Annotated in this window: 17 protein-coding genes, 4 tRNA genes and 2 pseudogenes; 13 read left to right on the forward strand and 10 right to left on the reverse strand. The window is 65.2% G+C overall.

Annotation, left to right across the window (positions count from 1 at the left end):
- Window positions 1–92: 92 nt before the first annotated feature.
- On the reverse strand, window positions 93–704 hold the full coding sequence (locus G6N55_RS21105; protein WP_139826937.1) for a TetR/AcrR family transcriptional regulator: 612 nt from the start codon (window positions 702–704) through the stop codon (window positions 93–95).
- Window positions 705–772: 68 nt separating this feature from the next.
- On the opposite strand from G6N55_RS21105, the gene G6N55_RS21110 reads away from it, so the two are divergent.
- From G6N55_RS21110 to G6N55_RS21115, 3 genes and pseudogenes are all read left to right on the forward strand, one after another.
- Window positions 773–1,837 (forward strand): oxygenase MpaB family protein, encoded by a 1,065-nt coding sequence (locus tag G6N55_RS21110; RefSeq protein WP_085223651.1) that lies wholly within the window; start codon window positions 773–775, stop codon window positions 1,835–1,837.
- A gap of 114 nt (window positions 1,838–1,951) precedes the next feature.
- Window positions 1,952–2,032: pseudogene (locus tag G6N55_RS30385) on the forward strand (hypothetical protein); the annotation flags it as partial.
- Window positions 2,033–2,218 (forward strand): annotated as a pseudogene (locus G6N55_RS21115) (SAM-dependent methyltransferase); the annotation flags it as partial.
- 3 nt (window positions 2,219–2,221) lie between these two features.
- Here G6N55_RS21115 and G6N55_RS21120 read toward each other — a convergent pair.
- Entirely contained in the window at window positions 2,222–3,016 is a 795-nt protein-coding gene (locus G6N55_RS21120; protein ID WP_264001797.1) for a TIGR04255 family protein, read from the reverse strand.
- A 117-nt stretch (window positions 3,017–3,133) separates the two neighbouring features.
- A tRNA-Lys gene (locus G6N55_RS21125) sits at window positions 3,134–3,209 on the reverse strand.
- Window positions 3,210–3,321: 112 nt separating this feature from the next.
- Between G6N55_RS21125 and G6N55_RS21130 the strand changes: the two genes are divergently transcribed.
- The 4 genes from G6N55_RS21130 (at window position 3,322) to G6N55_RS21145 (ending at window position 4,685) form a co-directional block, all read left to right on the forward strand.
- Window positions 3,322–3,394 (forward strand) — tRNA-Glu (locus tag G6N55_RS21130).
- Window positions 3,395–3,441: 47 nt separating this feature from the next.
- Window positions 3,442–3,515, forward strand: a tRNA-Asp gene (locus G6N55_RS21135).
- A gap of 36 nt (window positions 3,516–3,551) precedes the next feature.
- A tRNA-Phe gene (locus G6N55_RS21140) sits at window positions 3,552–3,625 on the forward strand.
- Between the two features lie 358 nt (window positions 3,626–3,983).
- Window positions 3,984–4,685 (forward strand): C1 family peptidase, encoded by a 702-nt coding sequence (locus tag G6N55_RS21145; protein ID WP_139826939.1) that lies wholly within the window; start codon window positions 3,984–3,986, stop codon window positions 4,683–4,685.
- Between the two features lie 4 nt (window positions 4,686–4,689).
- On the opposite strand, the gene G6N55_RS21150 is transcribed toward G6N55_RS21145, so the two are convergent.
- The 5 genes from G6N55_RS21150 to G6N55_RS21170 form a co-directional block, all read right to left on the reverse strand.
- The gene (locus tag G6N55_RS21150) at window positions 4,690–5,145 is read right to left on the reverse strand and encodes a PPOX class F420-dependent oxidoreductase (protein ID WP_085223657.1); all 456 of its coding nucleotides are present in this window, start codon (window positions 5,143–5,145) and stop codon (window positions 4,690–4,692) included.
- 53 nt (window positions 5,146–5,198) lie between these two features.
- Window positions 5,199–5,696, reverse strand: coding sequence for a hypothetical protein (locus G6N55_RS21155; RefSeq protein ID WP_085223659.1), 498 nt, complete (start codon window positions 5,694–5,696; stop codon window positions 5,199–5,201).
- 128 nt (window positions 5,697–5,824) lie between these two features.
- Window positions 5,825–6,253: a tautomerase family protein gene (locus tag G6N55_RS21160; RefSeq protein WP_085223661.1), complete on the reverse strand. Its 429-nt coding sequence runs from the start codon at window positions 6,251–6,253 to the stop codon at window positions 5,825–5,827.
- Between the two features lie 17 nt (window positions 6,254–6,270).
- Window positions 6,271–7,410, reverse strand: a complete 1,140-nt coding sequence (locus G6N55_RS21165; protein ID WP_085223663.1) for an LLM class flavin-dependent oxidoreductase — start codon at window positions 7,408–7,410, stop codon at window positions 6,271–6,273.
- Between the two features lie 78 nt (window positions 7,411–7,488).
- Window positions 7,489–7,641, reverse strand: a complete 153-nt coding sequence (locus tag G6N55_RS21170; protein ID WP_163667439.1) for a hypothetical protein — start codon at window positions 7,639–7,641, stop codon at window positions 7,489–7,491.
- A 95-nt stretch (window positions 7,642–7,736) separates the two neighbouring features.
- Here G6N55_RS21170 and G6N55_RS21175 point away from each other — a divergent pair, with 95 nt between their 5' ends.
- Together G6N55_RS21175 and G6N55_RS21180 are read left to right on the forward strand one after the other, a co-directional pair.
- On the forward strand, window positions 7,737–8,426 hold the full coding sequence (locus G6N55_RS21175; RefSeq protein WP_085223665.1) for a M15 family metallopeptidase: 690 nt from the start codon (window positions 7,737–7,739) through the stop codon (window positions 8,424–8,426).
- A 60-nt stretch (window positions 8,427–8,486) separates the two neighbouring features.
- Window positions 8,487–9,293, forward strand: coding sequence for a class I SAM-dependent methyltransferase (locus G6N55_RS21180; RefSeq protein ID WP_085223667.1), 807 nt, complete (start codon window positions 8,487–8,489; stop codon window positions 9,291–9,293).
- Window positions 9,294–9,297: 4 nt separating this feature from the next.
- On the opposite strand, the gene G6N55_RS21185 is transcribed toward G6N55_RS21180, so the two are convergent.
- Window positions 9,298–10,134, reverse strand: a complete 837-nt coding sequence (locus G6N55_RS21185) for an SDR family oxidoreductase (protein ID WP_085223669.1) — start codon at window positions 10,132–10,134, stop codon at window positions 9,298–9,300.
- Between the two features lie 91 nt (window positions 10,135–10,225).
- Here G6N55_RS21185 and G6N55_RS21190 point away from each other — a divergent pair, with 91 nt between their 5' ends.
- From G6N55_RS21190 to G6N55_RS21205, 4 genes are read left to right on the forward strand one after another with little or no spacing between them, the layout of a single operon-like run.
- Entirely contained in the window at window positions 10,226–11,803 is a 1,578-nt protein-coding gene (locus G6N55_RS21190) for a methylmalonyl-CoA mutase family protein (RefSeq protein ID WP_085223671.1), read from the forward strand.
- Window positions 11,804–12,244 (forward strand): cobalamin-dependent protein, encoded by a 441-nt coding sequence (locus tag G6N55_RS21195; RefSeq protein WP_085223673.1) that lies wholly within the window; start codon window positions 11,804–11,806, stop codon window positions 12,242–12,244. It begins immediately after the preceding gene.
- A complete protein-coding gene (locus tag G6N55_RS21200) occupies window positions 12,229–13,185 on the forward strand; it encodes an LLM class F420-dependent oxidoreductase (RefSeq protein WP_085223674.1) in 957 nt (318 codons plus the stop codon). The genes G6N55_RS21195 and G6N55_RS21200 overlap by 16 nt, the downstream gene beginning before the upstream one ends.
- On the forward strand, window positions 13,182–14,222 hold the full coding sequence (locus G6N55_RS21205; protein ID WP_085223676.1) for a CaiB/BaiF CoA transferase family protein: 1,041 nt from the start codon (window positions 13,182–13,184) through the stop codon (window positions 14,220–14,222). The genes G6N55_RS21200 and G6N55_RS21205 overlap by 4 nt, the downstream gene beginning before the upstream one ends.
- 66 nt (window positions 14,223–14,288) lie before the next feature.
- Here the strand turns inward: G6N55_RS21205 and G6N55_RS21210 are convergent, their stop codons facing one another.
- Window positions 14,289–15,551: an amidohydrolase family protein gene (locus tag G6N55_RS21210; RefSeq protein WP_085223678.1), complete on the reverse strand. Its 1,263-nt coding sequence runs from the start codon at window positions 15,549–15,551 to the stop codon at window positions 14,289–14,291.
- Window position 15,552 lies beyond the last annotated feature (1 nt).

The raw sequence follows: 15,552 nt of genomic DNA on the forward strand, positions 1-15,552 counted from the left end.
TCAATATATCTGTGTCGGCCAGTAGCATCAAGTTCCGCCCTGGGCGCGCCAAGTCACAACTTGGCGAATTTGTGCAGGTACGGCAAAGGCCGTTACTCGGATACCCCGTCGAGCGGCGGTACATACGGGGCTGCCGTGTTGAAAAGCATGTTCACGCAGTAATCGATGAACTGCTTGCGGGTGGCGCCGAGCTGCCTGTTCAGGTAAGCGGTGAACAGGCTGGTCAGACCGCCGACCAGGCTGGTGGCGATCATCTTCTGCAGCACGGGATCGCCGATGTTGGACAGCTTTTTCTGCAGCAGGTCGATGAAGCTGGGCATCCACTCGGCGCCGGACTGGGTCAGGATCGGCTCGACGGCCGGCGCCAGGAGCAGCACCCGCCCGCGCACCGGGTCGTCGACCATCAGCTCGACGAACTGCTCGACCGCTTCCCGCGGGGTGTCCGCCGAGGTGAGGGTCGTCATGGCCCGCGCGCACACATCGTCGTACACCGCCCGCACGAATTCGTCGCGGTCGGAAAAGCTCTCGTAGAAATACCGTTCGGTGAGCGCGGCCTTGCGGCAAACGGCCCGGACGGTCAGCGCGGGCCCGCGCTCGCTGCCCAGCAATTGCACGCCGGCGGCGATGAGATTGTCGCGTCGGAGGGCGTGGCGACTCTCCAGGGGGACCCCTGACCAACGGCCCCGTCGTTGACCGGACTGCACATCGCTCCTAAGCTTTGAAATGACAACGCACGTAGTCAAAATTTCGGCTAGCTACAGGAAACCCAACAGTGACCAAACATACGTCCGCAGCCTGCCCCCTGACCAGCGCCGAAGCTGGTAGCGACGCGACCACTTTCGGCGAGTTGGCAATTTCTGATCATGCTACCGATGGGGTCGCCGGCGGGTGTCCCGCCTCTCCGTTGGGGTATCAGGCACCGCCGATGCCGCTCGGTCCGGATTCGCTGACGTGGCGCTACTTCGGGGATTGGCGTGGCATGTTGCAGGGGCCCTGGGCGGGTTCCATGCAGAACATGCATCCGCAGCTGGGCGCGGCGGTGATGGACCACTCGACGTTCTTCCGGGAGCGCTGGCCGCGGCTGCTGCGGTCGTTGTATCCGATCGGTGGGGTTGTTTTCGACGGGGACCGGGCTCCGGTCACCGGCGCCGAGGTGCGCGACTATCACGTCGAAATCAAGGGTGTTGACGAGCAGGGCCGCCGCTACCACGCGCTGAATCCCGATGTCTTCTACTGGGCGCACGCCACCTTCTTCGTCGGGACTATCCATGTGGCAGAACGGTTTTGCGGCGGGCTGACCGAGGCGCAGAAGCGCCAGCTGTTCGACGAACACATCGACTGGTACCGGATGTACGGCATGAGCATGCGGCCAGTGCCGGCGTCCTGGGAGGAATTCCAAGTTTATTGGGATCACATGTGCCGCAACGTGTTAGAGAACAACGAGGCGGCGCGTGCGGTGCTGGATCTGACCGAGCTGCCCAAACCGCCGTTTGCCCGAAAGGCTCCGGACTGGCTGTGGGCGGCACAACGCAAACTGCTGGCCCCGTTCTTCGTCTGGTTCACCGTCGGCCTCTACGATCCGCCGGTACGCCGGCTGATGGGTTACCAGTGGTCGCGCCGCGACGAATGGCTGCATCGGCGCCTCGGAGACCTGGTACGCCTCGTATTCGCCTGTGTGCCAGCGCGATTCCGCAAACATCCGCGGGCCAGGGCCGGTTTGGATCGTGCGTCTGGACGGATTCCCGCCGACGCGCCACTCGTGCACACGCCGGCGCGTAACCTGCCGCCGATGGACGAGCGCGAGAACCCAATGCATTACTGCCCCAAGGTTTCCTAGCTCGCAATCTCGGCGCGGTCGATCGCCTGGGGTAGTCCCGACAGGCCCGGGTGCCGGGGCTGTGGTAATAACTAGCTAGTCTATGTTTGTTTGTGATTGGGACTAGGGAGCAATATGGCGCGCGCCGATAGTGATCGCTGGGATCTCGCGACGAGCGTCGGGGCGACGGCAACGATGGTTGCCGCTCAGCGGGCTTTCAACGATCTCGTGTACCACGGCCAACGCAGCCACCTCATCGACCACATCAAGGCCCGCGGCTGGAGCGTTTCGTCGCACACCGTCAAGGAGCTGAACGCGGCCAACGGATTTCAGTATCCCGACGACGAGGTCGCGCAGGCCTTCGCGGATGTGACCTACAGCAGCGCGGTGCTCACCCGATAGGGCTCAGCCGAGCAGGTCGTCCCGCAGGCGGCTGGTGAGCATCTCCTGAAACAGCGCATGAGCCGGCTCGTAAAGGTTGTGAAAGGTCGCACGGACGGCGTCCCGGTTGTATTCGGGGATCGAGGCGGCCGGGGTCCAGAAGCTGTCGATGTCCAGCTGGAAAAACGGTCCGGGCTGGGCCGGCAGGGTCCGGCGCAGGTAGTAGTTCGGGTCGAGGGCCTGGCCCATGCCCGGCCCGTAGCGCACGATCATCGATTTGCCCGGCTGCTGCTCGCGGTAGACGGCGGCGCCCTGCCATTCGGTCAGGGTCAGCCCGCCGGGAGCGATGCGTTGCGGCCCGAGGAGGGGCTCGGCGATCCACTCGGCCCAGTCGATGCGACCGTCGGAGCCCAGCGGGACGCGGATCTCCAGCAGGTAGCGCAGACCGATGCGTTCCACCCCGACGATCGACGACACCTGTGCGCAAGCCTCCACGACGCGCATCGCGACGTCCGACAACGCCTCGAAGGTGGAGTAGGCGGTGGTTTCGATGACGATCGCCTGCGCCTTGATCGAGGCGGCCAGCGTGCCGTCGCGGTTGACGTAGCGGACGAATTGCTCAGCCGCCGGTGCCGGACTTCCCCCCGGGCCCATCGCCCACGCCACGTCCTGAGCCTGACGTTCGATGGGCAGGTCGTCGGCGAGGAGGCTCTTGAGCTCTCGGCTCGACGATTCGGTGAGGGAATCCGTTGCGGGGTGACGGATTTCCATCGTTACCAGGGCTGCGGGCGCGTTTTGCCAGGCCGGATCGACACTCACGTGGCGAAGCATAACCAAGTCGCGCGGCGGTCAAACGGGGGCCGTGCTGCGGGAATCGCCCGGTTGTTAGCTGCCCCACAACGGGGGTGGGTTCAGCGACAAACTCCGGCCGGGTCTTGGTGCCCCCACTAGGACTCGAACCTAGGACCTGCGGATTAAAAGTCCGTAGCTCTACCAACTGAGCTATAGGGGCGGGCGAACGTTCAGGATACTTGGGCGCCAAAAGCGGCTCGAACGGCGCTCGTTTGAGGATTGGGCCTGCGGTGACCTAAGCTGGTGCGGCTCCCAACGGTAGTTGGACTTTGGCCCCCATCGTCTAGTGGCCTAGGACGCCGCCCTTTCACGGCGGTAGCACGGGTTCGAATCCCGTTGGGGGTACCCGCAACGGCGGTAACGTCGGAGCGAGCAGTACAGCAGGAAAGCAAGGCCCTGTGGCGCAGTTGGTTAGCGCGCCGCCCTGTCACGGCGGAGGTCGCGGGTTCGAGTCCCGTCAGGGTCGCCCATAGAAGGCGAGGCACGTTATCGGTGCCTTCCGGGCCAGGTAGCTCAGTTGGTACGAGCGTCCGCCTGAAAAGCGGAAGGTCGGCGGTTCGATCCCGCCCCTGGCCACCCAGAATGTTGTAATCGCGGTCCTCCAACGTCAGGCGCGCATGGTTGGACGCAATTAGGTTATGAGGCGTCGTTGGCAACTCCGCCGCTTGACCTAGGAGAACCCGTGGATCCACGGATCAGCAGGCGTTCGCTGCTGAGCTTGTCGGTGGCGGGCGCCCTGGCGGCGGCATTGCCCTCGTGCAGCAGCGGGCACGATCAAGCCGCAAATCAAAGCCAAAATCAGAGCGAAGAGCCGGCCGACCTCTCGTTCTATGGGTACGACCCCGACACCGCGGAGCCCGGGGAAACCGAACGACCCAGGCACTCGGGCGAAGTGCCGCGGGCCGCGTCGGTCCCGGAAGAGTGGTTACCCCCGGTGGGGCGGCAGACCATGCCGAATTGCTTCGTGTGGGCCTCTGTATACGGCCTCGCGACGTTCTACGCGGCCCGCAAAAGCCGTATCCCACCAACCAGTCCCGACCGGCTGGCTGGACCCGATTACGCCTACATTCGGTACGAAATCGCGCACGAAACCCCCGAAAACACCTGTCACGGCGGCCAAATCACCAAATGCCTGGATTGGCTTCGATCTAACGGCGGCACGCCGTCCTTGGCTGCCGCGCCCAACCGCAAGCCGGGATCCAAGGCGACGTGCGGAGTGGAGTGGTCGCAGTATGGCTCGCAGCCGATCCCGCCGGATCCCGGCTTTCGCATCCCCGAGTACAAGTTGACACATATCACCGGGGCGGACGGTTTGAACAACCTTCGTACCATCATCGCATCCGGGATGCCAATCGCTTTCGGCACCTCGCTCTACACCGACTTTCCTCGCTATCGTGGCCAGCCGTCGCCCTACGTCGGGAATGGGAAGCTGAGCCGCGACAAAAACGGCAAGAAATCCGGCCACGTGATGCTAATCGTCGGCTACGACGACGCATACACGAAGTCGACCGGCGCGGTCCGGATCCAGAACAGCTGGGGAAGACGCTGGGGCGAAAAGGGATTCGTCTGGATGGCGTACGACACGCTGGAAAAATTAGCCCAGGGACAAGGCGTCTACGTACCCGAGTCGGCTTGAGGGCCTACTTCGGCGGGAAGCCGCCGGTGGCCACCGGGCCCCAGCGGCGTGGCGTGACGCGAATCAAACACTTGCCTTGATCGACCATGGCGCGGCGGTACTCGTCCCAGTCCGGGTGCTCACCGGCGATCACCCGGAAGTAGTCGACGAGCAGTTCCACCGCCTCGGGTAGGTCGATTACTTCCGCGTCCCCATCGACTTGCACGTAGGGCCCGTTGAAATCATCGGAGAGAACGACCACGCTCGCCGACGGGGTGCGGCGGATGTTCGCACTCTTGGCGCGCTGCGGATAGGTCGCAATCACGATGCGGCCCTGCTCGTCGACGCCACCGCTAACCGGTGAGCTGTGCAGCGACCCGTCCGACCGGAACGTCGTCAGCAGCATCTTGTGCCTGGGCCGGATGAACTCGAGAAGTTCGGGAAGACTGACCGCGTCCGCGGTCGCCACTTTGGGAGCCATGAAGTCCAGGGTAGCGACCGTGGATCCGATCGCTTAGATGCGTTGTAGCGCAACTAGATCGGGGTGATGATTTCCGACGTGTAGAAGTCGATCGGTGTCTGCGAGTGCGGCGATGGGCGGTCGACGAAAACCCAGACTCCGGTGGAATTCGCGGCGATCGGGCCGTCCAGCGTCACCGTGCCCGCGCCGCTGCCGTCGGTGTCGATTCCGCCGGCGGTGACGCCGGCATCTCCGGCTCCGCACCCTGCCGAAGTTCTGGGCGACTGAATCAGCCTGACGTTGTAGTGCGCTGCCGGTTCGGCGGCGATCAATTGCACCTGCGCGACGACCTTGTTGGATGTCGCCCTGCTGATGACGGCCTGGCCGCTGCCCTTACCCATTGTCGGCACATTCACCGCCCAGGTGAAGTCGCACGCCCGGAATTTCGGCGTCAACGGCACCAGCGAGCCACTAGAACTTGCATCCGCGGCCGCGACGCCCGTCGCACCGCAAAACGCGGCCGTTCCGAGAATATTGGCGCCAATGAACAACAGCGCGGGGATTTTTCGCATTTGTTTCCTAGCGATAGATTTCGCTGAAACGTACCAAAGTAGTGAACGAAGATGGCTATAAAAGAGCCGACAGTTAGACAAATCACACGGCACGGTATTGTGCTATCCAGCTCACACAACCGCCAGTACTACTCGGCGACAAGGCCTTTCACTTGCTGGTAGTAAATGATGTTGCCGCCGCCGCCCCAATTTCCTTCGGGGATTTCGTGAATTAGCGTCCACACCTGAAACGCTCGCGGGCCTAGCGGCTCGATACCGGCCGCGGCACAAACCGCCGCGTGCACGTCGGCAGCGAGCTGTTCTTTACGAGCCTTGTCGAGTGCGCCCGCGAACACCGTCAGGTCCACCCGGAAACGGGGTTCGCCCGGACCGCGACCACCGACCGAGAGCTCGGCCGGCGCTATCGCGTGCAGATACACCAAGGTGTTATCGCGCAGAAATGGGGTGTCGGGCACGCGTTCGGCGCGCAGCAGCGCGGTGACCAATTCGTCGGTGAGCCGGCTCAACGCCGCATCGTCTATGGAGCCCCGCACAAATATCAGGTCGATCATCGGCATTGCATTCGCCTCCTTGCCTACAGCTTTCGCAGACCGCGCACGACCTTGACGTAGGGCGTGGTCGCGGACGCGCTTTTGCGCAAACTCGGTTGAATCGCACCGGCATTGCCCACGACGAGGTAGCGCAGGCCATGGTCGCGGAACTCCGCGATTTGTTCGATGACCTCATCGGGTGTCCCCACCGCAAATAGTTCCTGGACGAGGGATCGTGGCACCTTCGCCGCGTAAGACAGGGCCGTCTCTTCGTCGATCAATTGCGGAATCAGATCCTGGACTCCGGTGAAGTCCGCGCCGAGCGGATGCTGCGCGCCGTGGCGTTCCCAGTCTTTGGCGGGGGAGTTGAGGGTGAACACCTTGGCGATATCGGAATCGACGACCTCGTCGATTTCGTCGCGGGACCGTCCGGTCACAATGAACCGGATCAGCGCGGGGGTAATGGCCTGCGGATCGCGGCCCGCATTCGACGCCGCGGTACGCACGATCTCGAGCTGCTCGCCGTATTCGCCCGCCCGCGTCGTTCCGGGGAACCAGCCATCGGCGTATTTGCCGGTAGCGCGCATCATGCGCGGCCCGTGGGCGGCGATCCAGATCTCCGGCCACTTACCCCGGTACGGCGGAAGCGCGAACGTCGCGTTGTGGAGCGGGAAGAACTCCGAGTCGCGGGTGACTAACTCGCCGTTGGAATTCCACAGCGCGCGGATGGTGGCCACGGCTTCCTCGAAGCGTCCCACCGGCTTCGACCAGTCAACCCCATAGGGCGCATTGCTTTCCCGCTCGCCGGTTCCGATGCCCAGTACCGCGCGACCCTTGGTCAACAGGTGCAGCGAGGCCACGGCCTGCGCCGTGACGGCGGGATTGCGGCGGCCGGTGTCGGTGACCGCCACGCCCAGCCGCATCCGGGCCTTGTTGCGCCCGGCGAGGTAGCCAAGCATCGTCCACGGCTCCAGATGCGCGTCCATCTTCGGGATGATGCGGGCGGCGCCCACGTGCTTGGTGTTCCACATCGACGGCGGCAGAACCGAATTCAGATGGTCGGCGACCCAGAACGAGTCGGCTCCGCACGCCAGTCCGGTCATGTAGTCGGCGTGGATCAACGGCTTGGGGCCGAAGCGCGAATTGATCGTGTTGTGCATGACACCCACGCCGAACTTCGCCATCGCCAGTGCTCCTTTGGGCCGCCGGCCATAGACTAGCCGATCGGCTACCCTGGACCATAAGTGATCGGCCGCGGTTCATCAATGGGGGTTCAACAGCCGAGGCTTCAGCAGCGCCTGGCCAACCGCGTTGCGGAGCCACTCTTCGGCTTTGGCGCGGCTCCATCCGTTGTCGTCGACGAGGGTGAAAAGGCCGGCCGGGCGGAGCGCGTCGACGCCGATTTCGCGCCGCACGCCTGCGTGCCGCAAAGGAGCGGATCGACCCCGAGGGCGTATTTTCCGCCGTCGGCCTACCGGGTTAATCGACGAACACCCGCCACAATGGCGGGATGCGTTGTGTGCGCCTGGTTCTCTCGCTGGTACTGGTCGCGGTGTCGCAAGCGGCAACCGCGCAGGCCGGCCCGGACGTGCCGCCCGTCAGCGAGGCGGCGCACGCGGCCGGTTTCGTCGACGTTCGCACCGTCGTCCCCGACGCGATCATCGACCTGCGCTACGCCACGACGAACAACTTCACCGGCACGCAGTTGTATCCCTCCGACGCCCGTTGCCTGGTGCACCAATCCATGTCTGGCGGCCTCGCCACCGCCGCGTCGGCGCTGCGTCCCCGGGGGCACCTGCTGGTGTTCTGGGATTGTTATCGGCCGCACGATGTTCAGGTCAGGATGTACAACGTGGTCCCCAACCCGGCCTGGGTGGCGCGGCCGGGCCCGTATGCGAACAGCCACGAGTCGGGGCGTTCGGTGGACGTGACCTTCACCGGTGTGGAACCGCAGTGTCCGCCCGAACGTCATGCGGGCGGTCTGTGCCTGGCTGACATGGGCACCGACTTCGACGATTTCACCCCGCGCGCAACGGCATTCGCGACTCAGGGGGTCAGCGCGACTGCTCAGGCGAATCGTGCCACCTTGCGCGATGCGATGAAGTACGGCGGGCTGTCCCCGTACTCCGGTGAATGGTGGCACTTCGACGGTCCCGGGGCCGGCGTCAACCGCCCGATTCTCAATGTCCCCGTAAACTAGCGTCTCATATAATGAGACGCTAGTTTCATATTGTGGCCAATGGCCGGTAAGCTTTGCGTCATGAAGGACCAGGCCAGCTATACGCACGGACATCACGAATCGGTGCTGCGCAGTCACCAGCGGCGCACCGCGGCGGACTCCGCGGGCTACCTGCTGCCGTACCTGAGGCCGGGGCTGTCGCTGCTCGACGTGGGCTGCGGCCCCGGGACGATCACCGCGGACTTCGCGGAGATCGTGGCGCCCGGATCGGTCACTGCCGTCGATCAATTCGCCGATGTCCTCGACGTGGCCCGCGCCGAGGCTCAGCAGCGCAACCTGTCCAATGTCTCGTTCGCCACCGCCGACGTGGATCGGCTCGACGTTGCCGACGGCACGTTCGACGTCGTGCACGCACACCAGGTGTTGCAGCACGTCGGGGATCCGGTGCGGGCGCTGCGCGAGATGCGCAGGGTCTGTGCGCCCGGCGGCATCGTGGCGGCTCGCGATGCCGACTACGCGGGGTTCGTCTGGTTCCCACGCCTTGCGGCACTGGACTTTTGGCGCGACATCTACCAACAGGCCGCGCGTGCCAACGGCGGCGAGCCGGACGCCGGTCGGCAGCTGCTGTCGTGGGCGCTAGAAGCCGGCTTTGACGACGTGACACCGACCGGAAGCCTCTGGTGCTATGCCTCGGCCGAGACCCGGGAATGGTGGGGCAAAATGTGGGCCGACCGAATTCTGCACTCCGGCATAGCCCGCGATATTCTGCGGTTCGGTCTGGCCACCACCGCGCAGCTCGAGGAGATCTCGCAGGCATGGCGGGAGTGGGCCGCGGCGAAAGACGGTTGGCTCGCGATCCCGCACGGCGAAATCATTTGCCGCGCCTAGGTATTCAGTCCAGGAATAGGTCGGGAATGGGATGGGATCCGCCCCCGTAGCGGGACAGGTCCGCGACCCCGGCCGATTGCAGAACCTCGGAATCGATGTAGCAGTTGCCGGTGGCGTCGCGCGCGGGCCGGGAGATGATTTCGACGGCGGCATCGGCCATGATCTCCGGGCTGCGCGACGACTGGGCCAGCTTCTCGCCGTCGGCCATGTTCGTCACGGCAGCGGTGGCGATATATGTTTCGGGCCAAAGGCAATTCACGCCGATCCCGGCTTTGCCGTCTTGGAAGGCGAATTCCGCGGCCCAGCCCAGCGACAGCAGCGTCATGCCGTACTTGGACAGCGTGTAGGCCGGGTGGGCGCCCAGCCAGCGCGGGTTCAGGTTGATCGGTGGCGAGATGGTGAGCACGTGCGGGTTGGCCGATTTTTCCAGATGCGGCACGCAGGCCTTGGTGAGCAGGAAGGTTCCGCGCAGGTTGATCTCCTGCATCAGGTCGTATTTCTTGGCCGAGAGCACGGCGGTCGGGTCCGTCGCGATGGCACTGGCGTTGTTCACGCAGACGTCGATGCCGCCGAACCGCTGCACCGCGGCGTCGATCACGCGCTGCACGTCCTCTTCGCGGCGCACATCGCCGACGACCGCGAGCGCCTTGCCGCCGGCCGCTTCGACCTCGGCGGCCGCGGTGTGCACCGTTCCGGGCAGCCGGGGGTGCGGGGTGTCGGTCTTGGCCAGCAGCACCACGTTGGCGCCGTGGCGGGCGGCGCCGATTCCGATCGCGAGTCCGATGCCCCGGCTGCCGCCGGAGATCACGACGGTGCGGTCGGCGAGCTTGTTCTCAGCCATTGGAGTCTCCTTTTGCCAGGTCTTCCACACGTTTGACCAGGTCAACGCGTGGTATTGGCATTCTCTTTTTTTGCAAGTACGTTATTCATCGATGGATAATACGGCCCACACTCCCTCCGGCATCCCGCTGCAGCCCGTATACGGGCCGGCGGATAGGCGCGCGGAGCCTCCGGCGCCCGGAGAGTTCCCCTTCACGCGGGGCAACTTCGCGTCCGGCTATCGCGGCAAGCTGTGGACTTTCCGGCAGTATTCCGGCTTCGGCACCGCCGAGGAGTCCAACCGCCGCTACCGGTACCTGCTCGATCAGGGTGGAACCGGGCTGTCGGTGGCGCTCGACCTGCCCACCCAATGCGGATACGACTCCGACGACCCCGAGTTCGGCGAGGAAGTCGGCCGCGTCGGCGTCGCGGTGGATACCCTGGCCGACTTCGAGATCCTGTTCGACGGCATTCCGCTGGACAAGCTCAGCACGAGCATGACGATCAACGGGACCGCGGCGATCCTGCTCGCCTTCTATGTCGCGGCCGCCGAGAAGAAGGGGATTCCGAGGGCCAAGCTCACCGGGACCATCCAGAACGACATCCTCAAGGAGTACGCCTCGCGCGGAACCTGGATCTGGCCGCCGGAACCGTCACTGCGGTTGATCGCCGACACCATCGAGTTCTGCGCGGCCGAGGTTCCGAGGTTCAACGCCATTTCGGTGGCCGGTGCGCATTTCCGCGACGCCGGCGCCAACGCGGTGCAGGAGATGGCGTTCACCTTGGCCGACGGGGTCACCTATTGCGACACCGTGGTGGAGCGCGGCCGCATGACGATCGACCAATTCGCACCGCAGATCTCGTTCTTCTTCTATACCCACGGAGACTTCTTCGAGGAGATCGCCAAATACCGTGCGGGGCGTCGGCGTTGGGCGACGATCGTGCAGGAGCGCTACGGGGCGACGACGGCCAAGGCGGCGATGTTCCGCTTCGGCTGCGTCTGCGGGGGCGCATCGCTGTACGCGCCGCAGGCGCACAACAACATCGTCCGGGTGGCCTACGAGGCGATGGCCGCGGTCCTGGGTGGCGTGCAGTCGATGTTCACCGCGGCCTGGGACGAGCCCTTCGCACTGCCCACCGAGGAAACCACGACGCTGGCGCTGCGCACCCAGCAGATCCTGGCGCACGAAACCGGTGTGGGCAGCGTCGCCGATCCGCTGGGCGGCTCGTATTTCGTGGAGGCGCTGACCGATGCCACCGAGGCCCGCATCATCGAGATCATGTCCGACCTCGAGCGGCACGGCGGCATGGTCCATGCCATCGAGGACGGTTACCTGCAGGGCCTGATCGCCGACGAAGCCTTCAAGATGCATCAGGACGTCGAGGCCGGTACTCGCCCGGTGGTCGGGGTCAACCGGTTCGTGACGGAGGAGCCCGAACACGACGTCGTCACCTACGAGCTCGACGCCGAAGGACGTGATCTGCAGCTCAAGCGGCTGTCCAAGGTGAAGGCCGAAAGAGATTCGGCCGCAGTAGAATCCACCCTTGCGGCCCTGTCGCGTGCCGCGGAGGGGGATGACAACCTGATGCACAAGTTGATCGACTGCGCCAACGCCTACTGCACGGTCGGGGAAATGGTCTCCGCGCTCAAGGCAGTATGGGGCGAGTTCCAGCAACCGGTGGTGTTCTAAATGGCGGTGCGAGTTCTGGTCGCGAAACCCGGCCTCGACGGGCACGATCGGGGTGCCAAGATCGTCGCCCGCACCTTGCGTGACGCCGGATTCGAGGTTATCTACACCGGCATCCGTCAGCGAATCGAAGACATCGCATCGATCGCGGTGCAGGAAGACGTCGCCGTCGTGGGCCTGAGCATCCTTTCCGGGGCGCATCTGGCGCTCACCGCCCGGACCGTCGAGGCGTTGCGCGCCGCCGACGCCGCGGACATCGCCGTCGTCGTCGGGGGAACCATTCCGCATGCCGACGTCCCCAAACTCGTCGCGGCCGGTGCCGCCGCGGTGTTTCCCACCGGCACCCCGCTCGACACATTGGTGCGCGAAATCCGCGCGCTGACCGGCACTGCGGAAATTGAACCGAAGCAACCCGCCACGGAGGAACCATGCGCGTCGGAGTGATGATCGGCGCCGAGCGTGGCGACATGGCCCGCAAGGTGGACAAGCTGGCCTCCGACATCGAATGGGCCGAATCCGCGGGGCTGGACACCGCGTGGATGCCGCAGGTGCCCAACGACTTCGACTGCCTCACCATGGTGTCGCTGATGGCCGCGCACAGCACGCGCATCGAGCTGGGTACCGCGGTGGTGCCGTTGCAGGCTCAGCATCCGATTGCCCTTGCCCGCCAAGCGCTCTCGACGCATGCGGTCGCCGGTGGCCGGTTGGCGCTGGGTGTCGGACCGTCGCACCACTGGATCGTGCGGGACATGCTCGGCCTGCCGTATGAGAAGCCGGCCGCCTACACCCGCGACTACCTACAGGTGCTCAACGCCGCCATCGCCGGTCCGGGATCGGTCGACGTCGAGAACGACTCGTTCACGGTGCACAACCCGATGGCGATCGGGGCCGATACCCCGATGCCGGTCCTGGTCGCCGCGCTGGGGCCGGTGATGCTGCAGATCGCCGGTGAACTCGCCGACGGCACCGTGTTGTGGATGGCCGACGAGCGCGCGATCGCTGATCACATTGCGCCGAAGATCACCAAGGCCGCCGCGGACGCCGGTCGTCCCGCGCCACGGATCATCGCGGGCATCCCCGTATGCCTCTGTACCCCTGCACAAGTCGACGAGGCTAAGGAGCGGGCCAACCGCATCCTGGGTGAGGCCGAGGTGTCGCCCAACTATCAGCGCCTGCTCGACCGCGGCGATGCCCGCGATGTCGGCGATCTGTGTGCGGCGGGCGACGAGGAGCAAATTCTGCGGCGATTCCGCGCTTTCGCCGACGCCGGTGTGACCGACTTGTCGGTGCGGCTGTTGCCGATCGGCGCCAACCGCGATGAGCTGGTCGCTTCCAAGCGCCGCACCCGCGAAGTGATCGCCTCGCTCGCAGCGGAATTGCGTTGACTGGCAGCAATTCCGGGCCGCTGGCCGGGATACGAATCCTGGAAGTCGGCACCATGCTGGCGGGTCCGTACGCCACCATGCTGCTCGCCGATCTCGGTGCCGAGGTCATCAAGATCGAACCACGCGGCGGCGAAATCTCGCGCAGCGTCGGCGCCACCTACTTCGCCAGCATCAACCGCAACAAGTCCAGCATCACGCTGGACCTGAATTCCGATGCGGGACAGCAACGGTTGGGTGAACTGGTCGCCGACTCACACGCCTTGCTGGTGAACCTGAAACCGTCGGCCATTCGGCGGCTCGGCCTCACCTATGACGAGCTGCGACGGCACAACGAGCGGATCGTCTGCGTCGCGATCACCGGGTTCGGGCTGTACGGCGGCGACGATCCGGCCTTCGATTACGTGGTGCAAGCCGGCGTCGGCACCGCGGCGTTGACCGGCGATCCGGACGGCCCGCCGACGCTGCCCGGTTACTCCTCGGCCGACAACTCCACCGGAATGACCGCGGCACTAGGGCTTTTGGCCAAGATCATCTCCGGAACCGGTGGGCAGGTCGATGTGTCGCTGCGCGACGTGATGCTGTCGCAGCTGAACTATCACGCGTCGGCCTACCTCAACAGCGGAGTCGAGCCGCAGCGCCGGCCGTATGGGGCGCACTCGTATTACGTTCCGGCCCAGCTATTTCCGACTGCCGACGGGTATCTGGCGCTGTTCATCACCCACGACGGCTTCTGGAAGTCGTTTGCCGCTGAGGCGGGCATCGGGGGCTTTGAGACGATGGCCGAGCGAGTCGCTCGCCGCGACGAAGTGCTGTCGGTCGTCACCGCGATGCTGGCCACCGACACCGCCGCTGGATGGGAAGGACGACTCCGCCCGCTGGGTGTTCCGGCGGCGGCCGTCAGGACCCTGCCCGAAGCGCTCGCGGCGACGCCGGAAGTCGTTGTCACGGCGGGGGATTTCCGCCTCGTCGGCAGTCCGATCCACATTTCGGGGTATCAGCCCGACTACCGCCCACCCCCGGAGCTTCCGGAAGCCTGATCTCGCCGAGCGTCGAGTTGTCGGGCCCAAACGAGCGAAATCACCCTAACAAGTCGACGTTCGGCATCAAAAGACGGCGGCTTGCTTTTCCTCGTAGAGTCGCGCCCACTCGGCGCGCGGCCGGATGGACACGTCCACGTCAGTCGCCTTGGCGCGCAGCGCTTTAACGGTCGCCTGATCGCGGGCGGTGCGGGCGAACGGGTCCCAGCTGAAGAACCGGCAGGCGTTGCCCCAGGTGATCTTGTTGATGTCGGAGTCGTCGGCGCCGGCGGCATTCAGCTCGGCCAGCACCTGCTCGGGCGCATCGGGCCAGAAGCAGTCCGAGTGCGGGTAGTCGCACTCCCAGGCGATGATGTCGATGCCGATCTCGTGCCGCAGCTTCAACGACGTCTTGTCGGTGACGTAGCAGGCCAGCGAATGCTCACGGAACACGTCGCTGGGCAGTTGAGAGCCGAAGTCGCGGCGCAGCCACTTCTGGTTGGTGTAGTGGCGGTCGCTGCGGTCCAGGTAGAACGGAATCCAGCCGATGCCACCCTCGGAGAACGCGAACTTCAGGTCGGGATAGTTGCGCATCGCGGGGCCCCACAACAGATCCTGCGCGCACATCGCCGAGACCTGCGTGGCCAGAATGATCATGTTGTCGATCGGCGCGTTGGGGGCCATGCTGATCGCCCCGAATCCGGTGCCGATGTGCAGACACATCACCACGTTCTCTTCGGACAGCGTGCGGAACACCGGGCCCCAGTAGTCGTCGTCGTGGTAGCTCGGAAGGCCTTCCAGATGCGGCAATTCCGGCATCGTCACCGCCCGGCAGCCCTTGGCCGCGACCCGGCGGATCTCGGCGCACATGGCCTCCGGATTCCAGGTCGGCAGAATCGCGATCGGGATGAACCGGTCCGGGTACGAGCCGGCCCACTCGTCGATGTGCCAGTCGTTGTAGGCCGCCACCATCACCAGCGTCGCCTCCTCGCGGTGCATGTTGAGGTGCCGCGCGGAGAAGCCGGTGAACGTCGGGAAGCACATCGACGCGAGGATGCCGTTGCGGTTCATGTCCCGAACGCGCTCGTGGACGTCGTAGACGCCCGGGCGCATTTCGGCGAAACCGGCCGGATCGCGGCCCCATTCCTCGGCCGGCCATGACACCACGGCGTTCAGTCCGCTCACGCCCTGCGGCCTGCCCTGGTACATCCACTGGTCGACGCCGTTGTCGTCGACCACGACGATCGGGGCCTCGGGCTTGTACTTGGCCGGCACGTGGCGCAGGAACATGTCCGGCGGCTCGACCACGTGGTCGTCAATGCTCACCAGGATCAGGTCGTCGACATCCATC

Source organism: Mycobacterium florentinum, from assembly GCF_010730355.1.
GTDB lineage: Bacteria > Actinomycetota > Actinomycetes > Mycobacteriales > Mycobacteriaceae > Mycobacterium > Mycobacterium florentinum.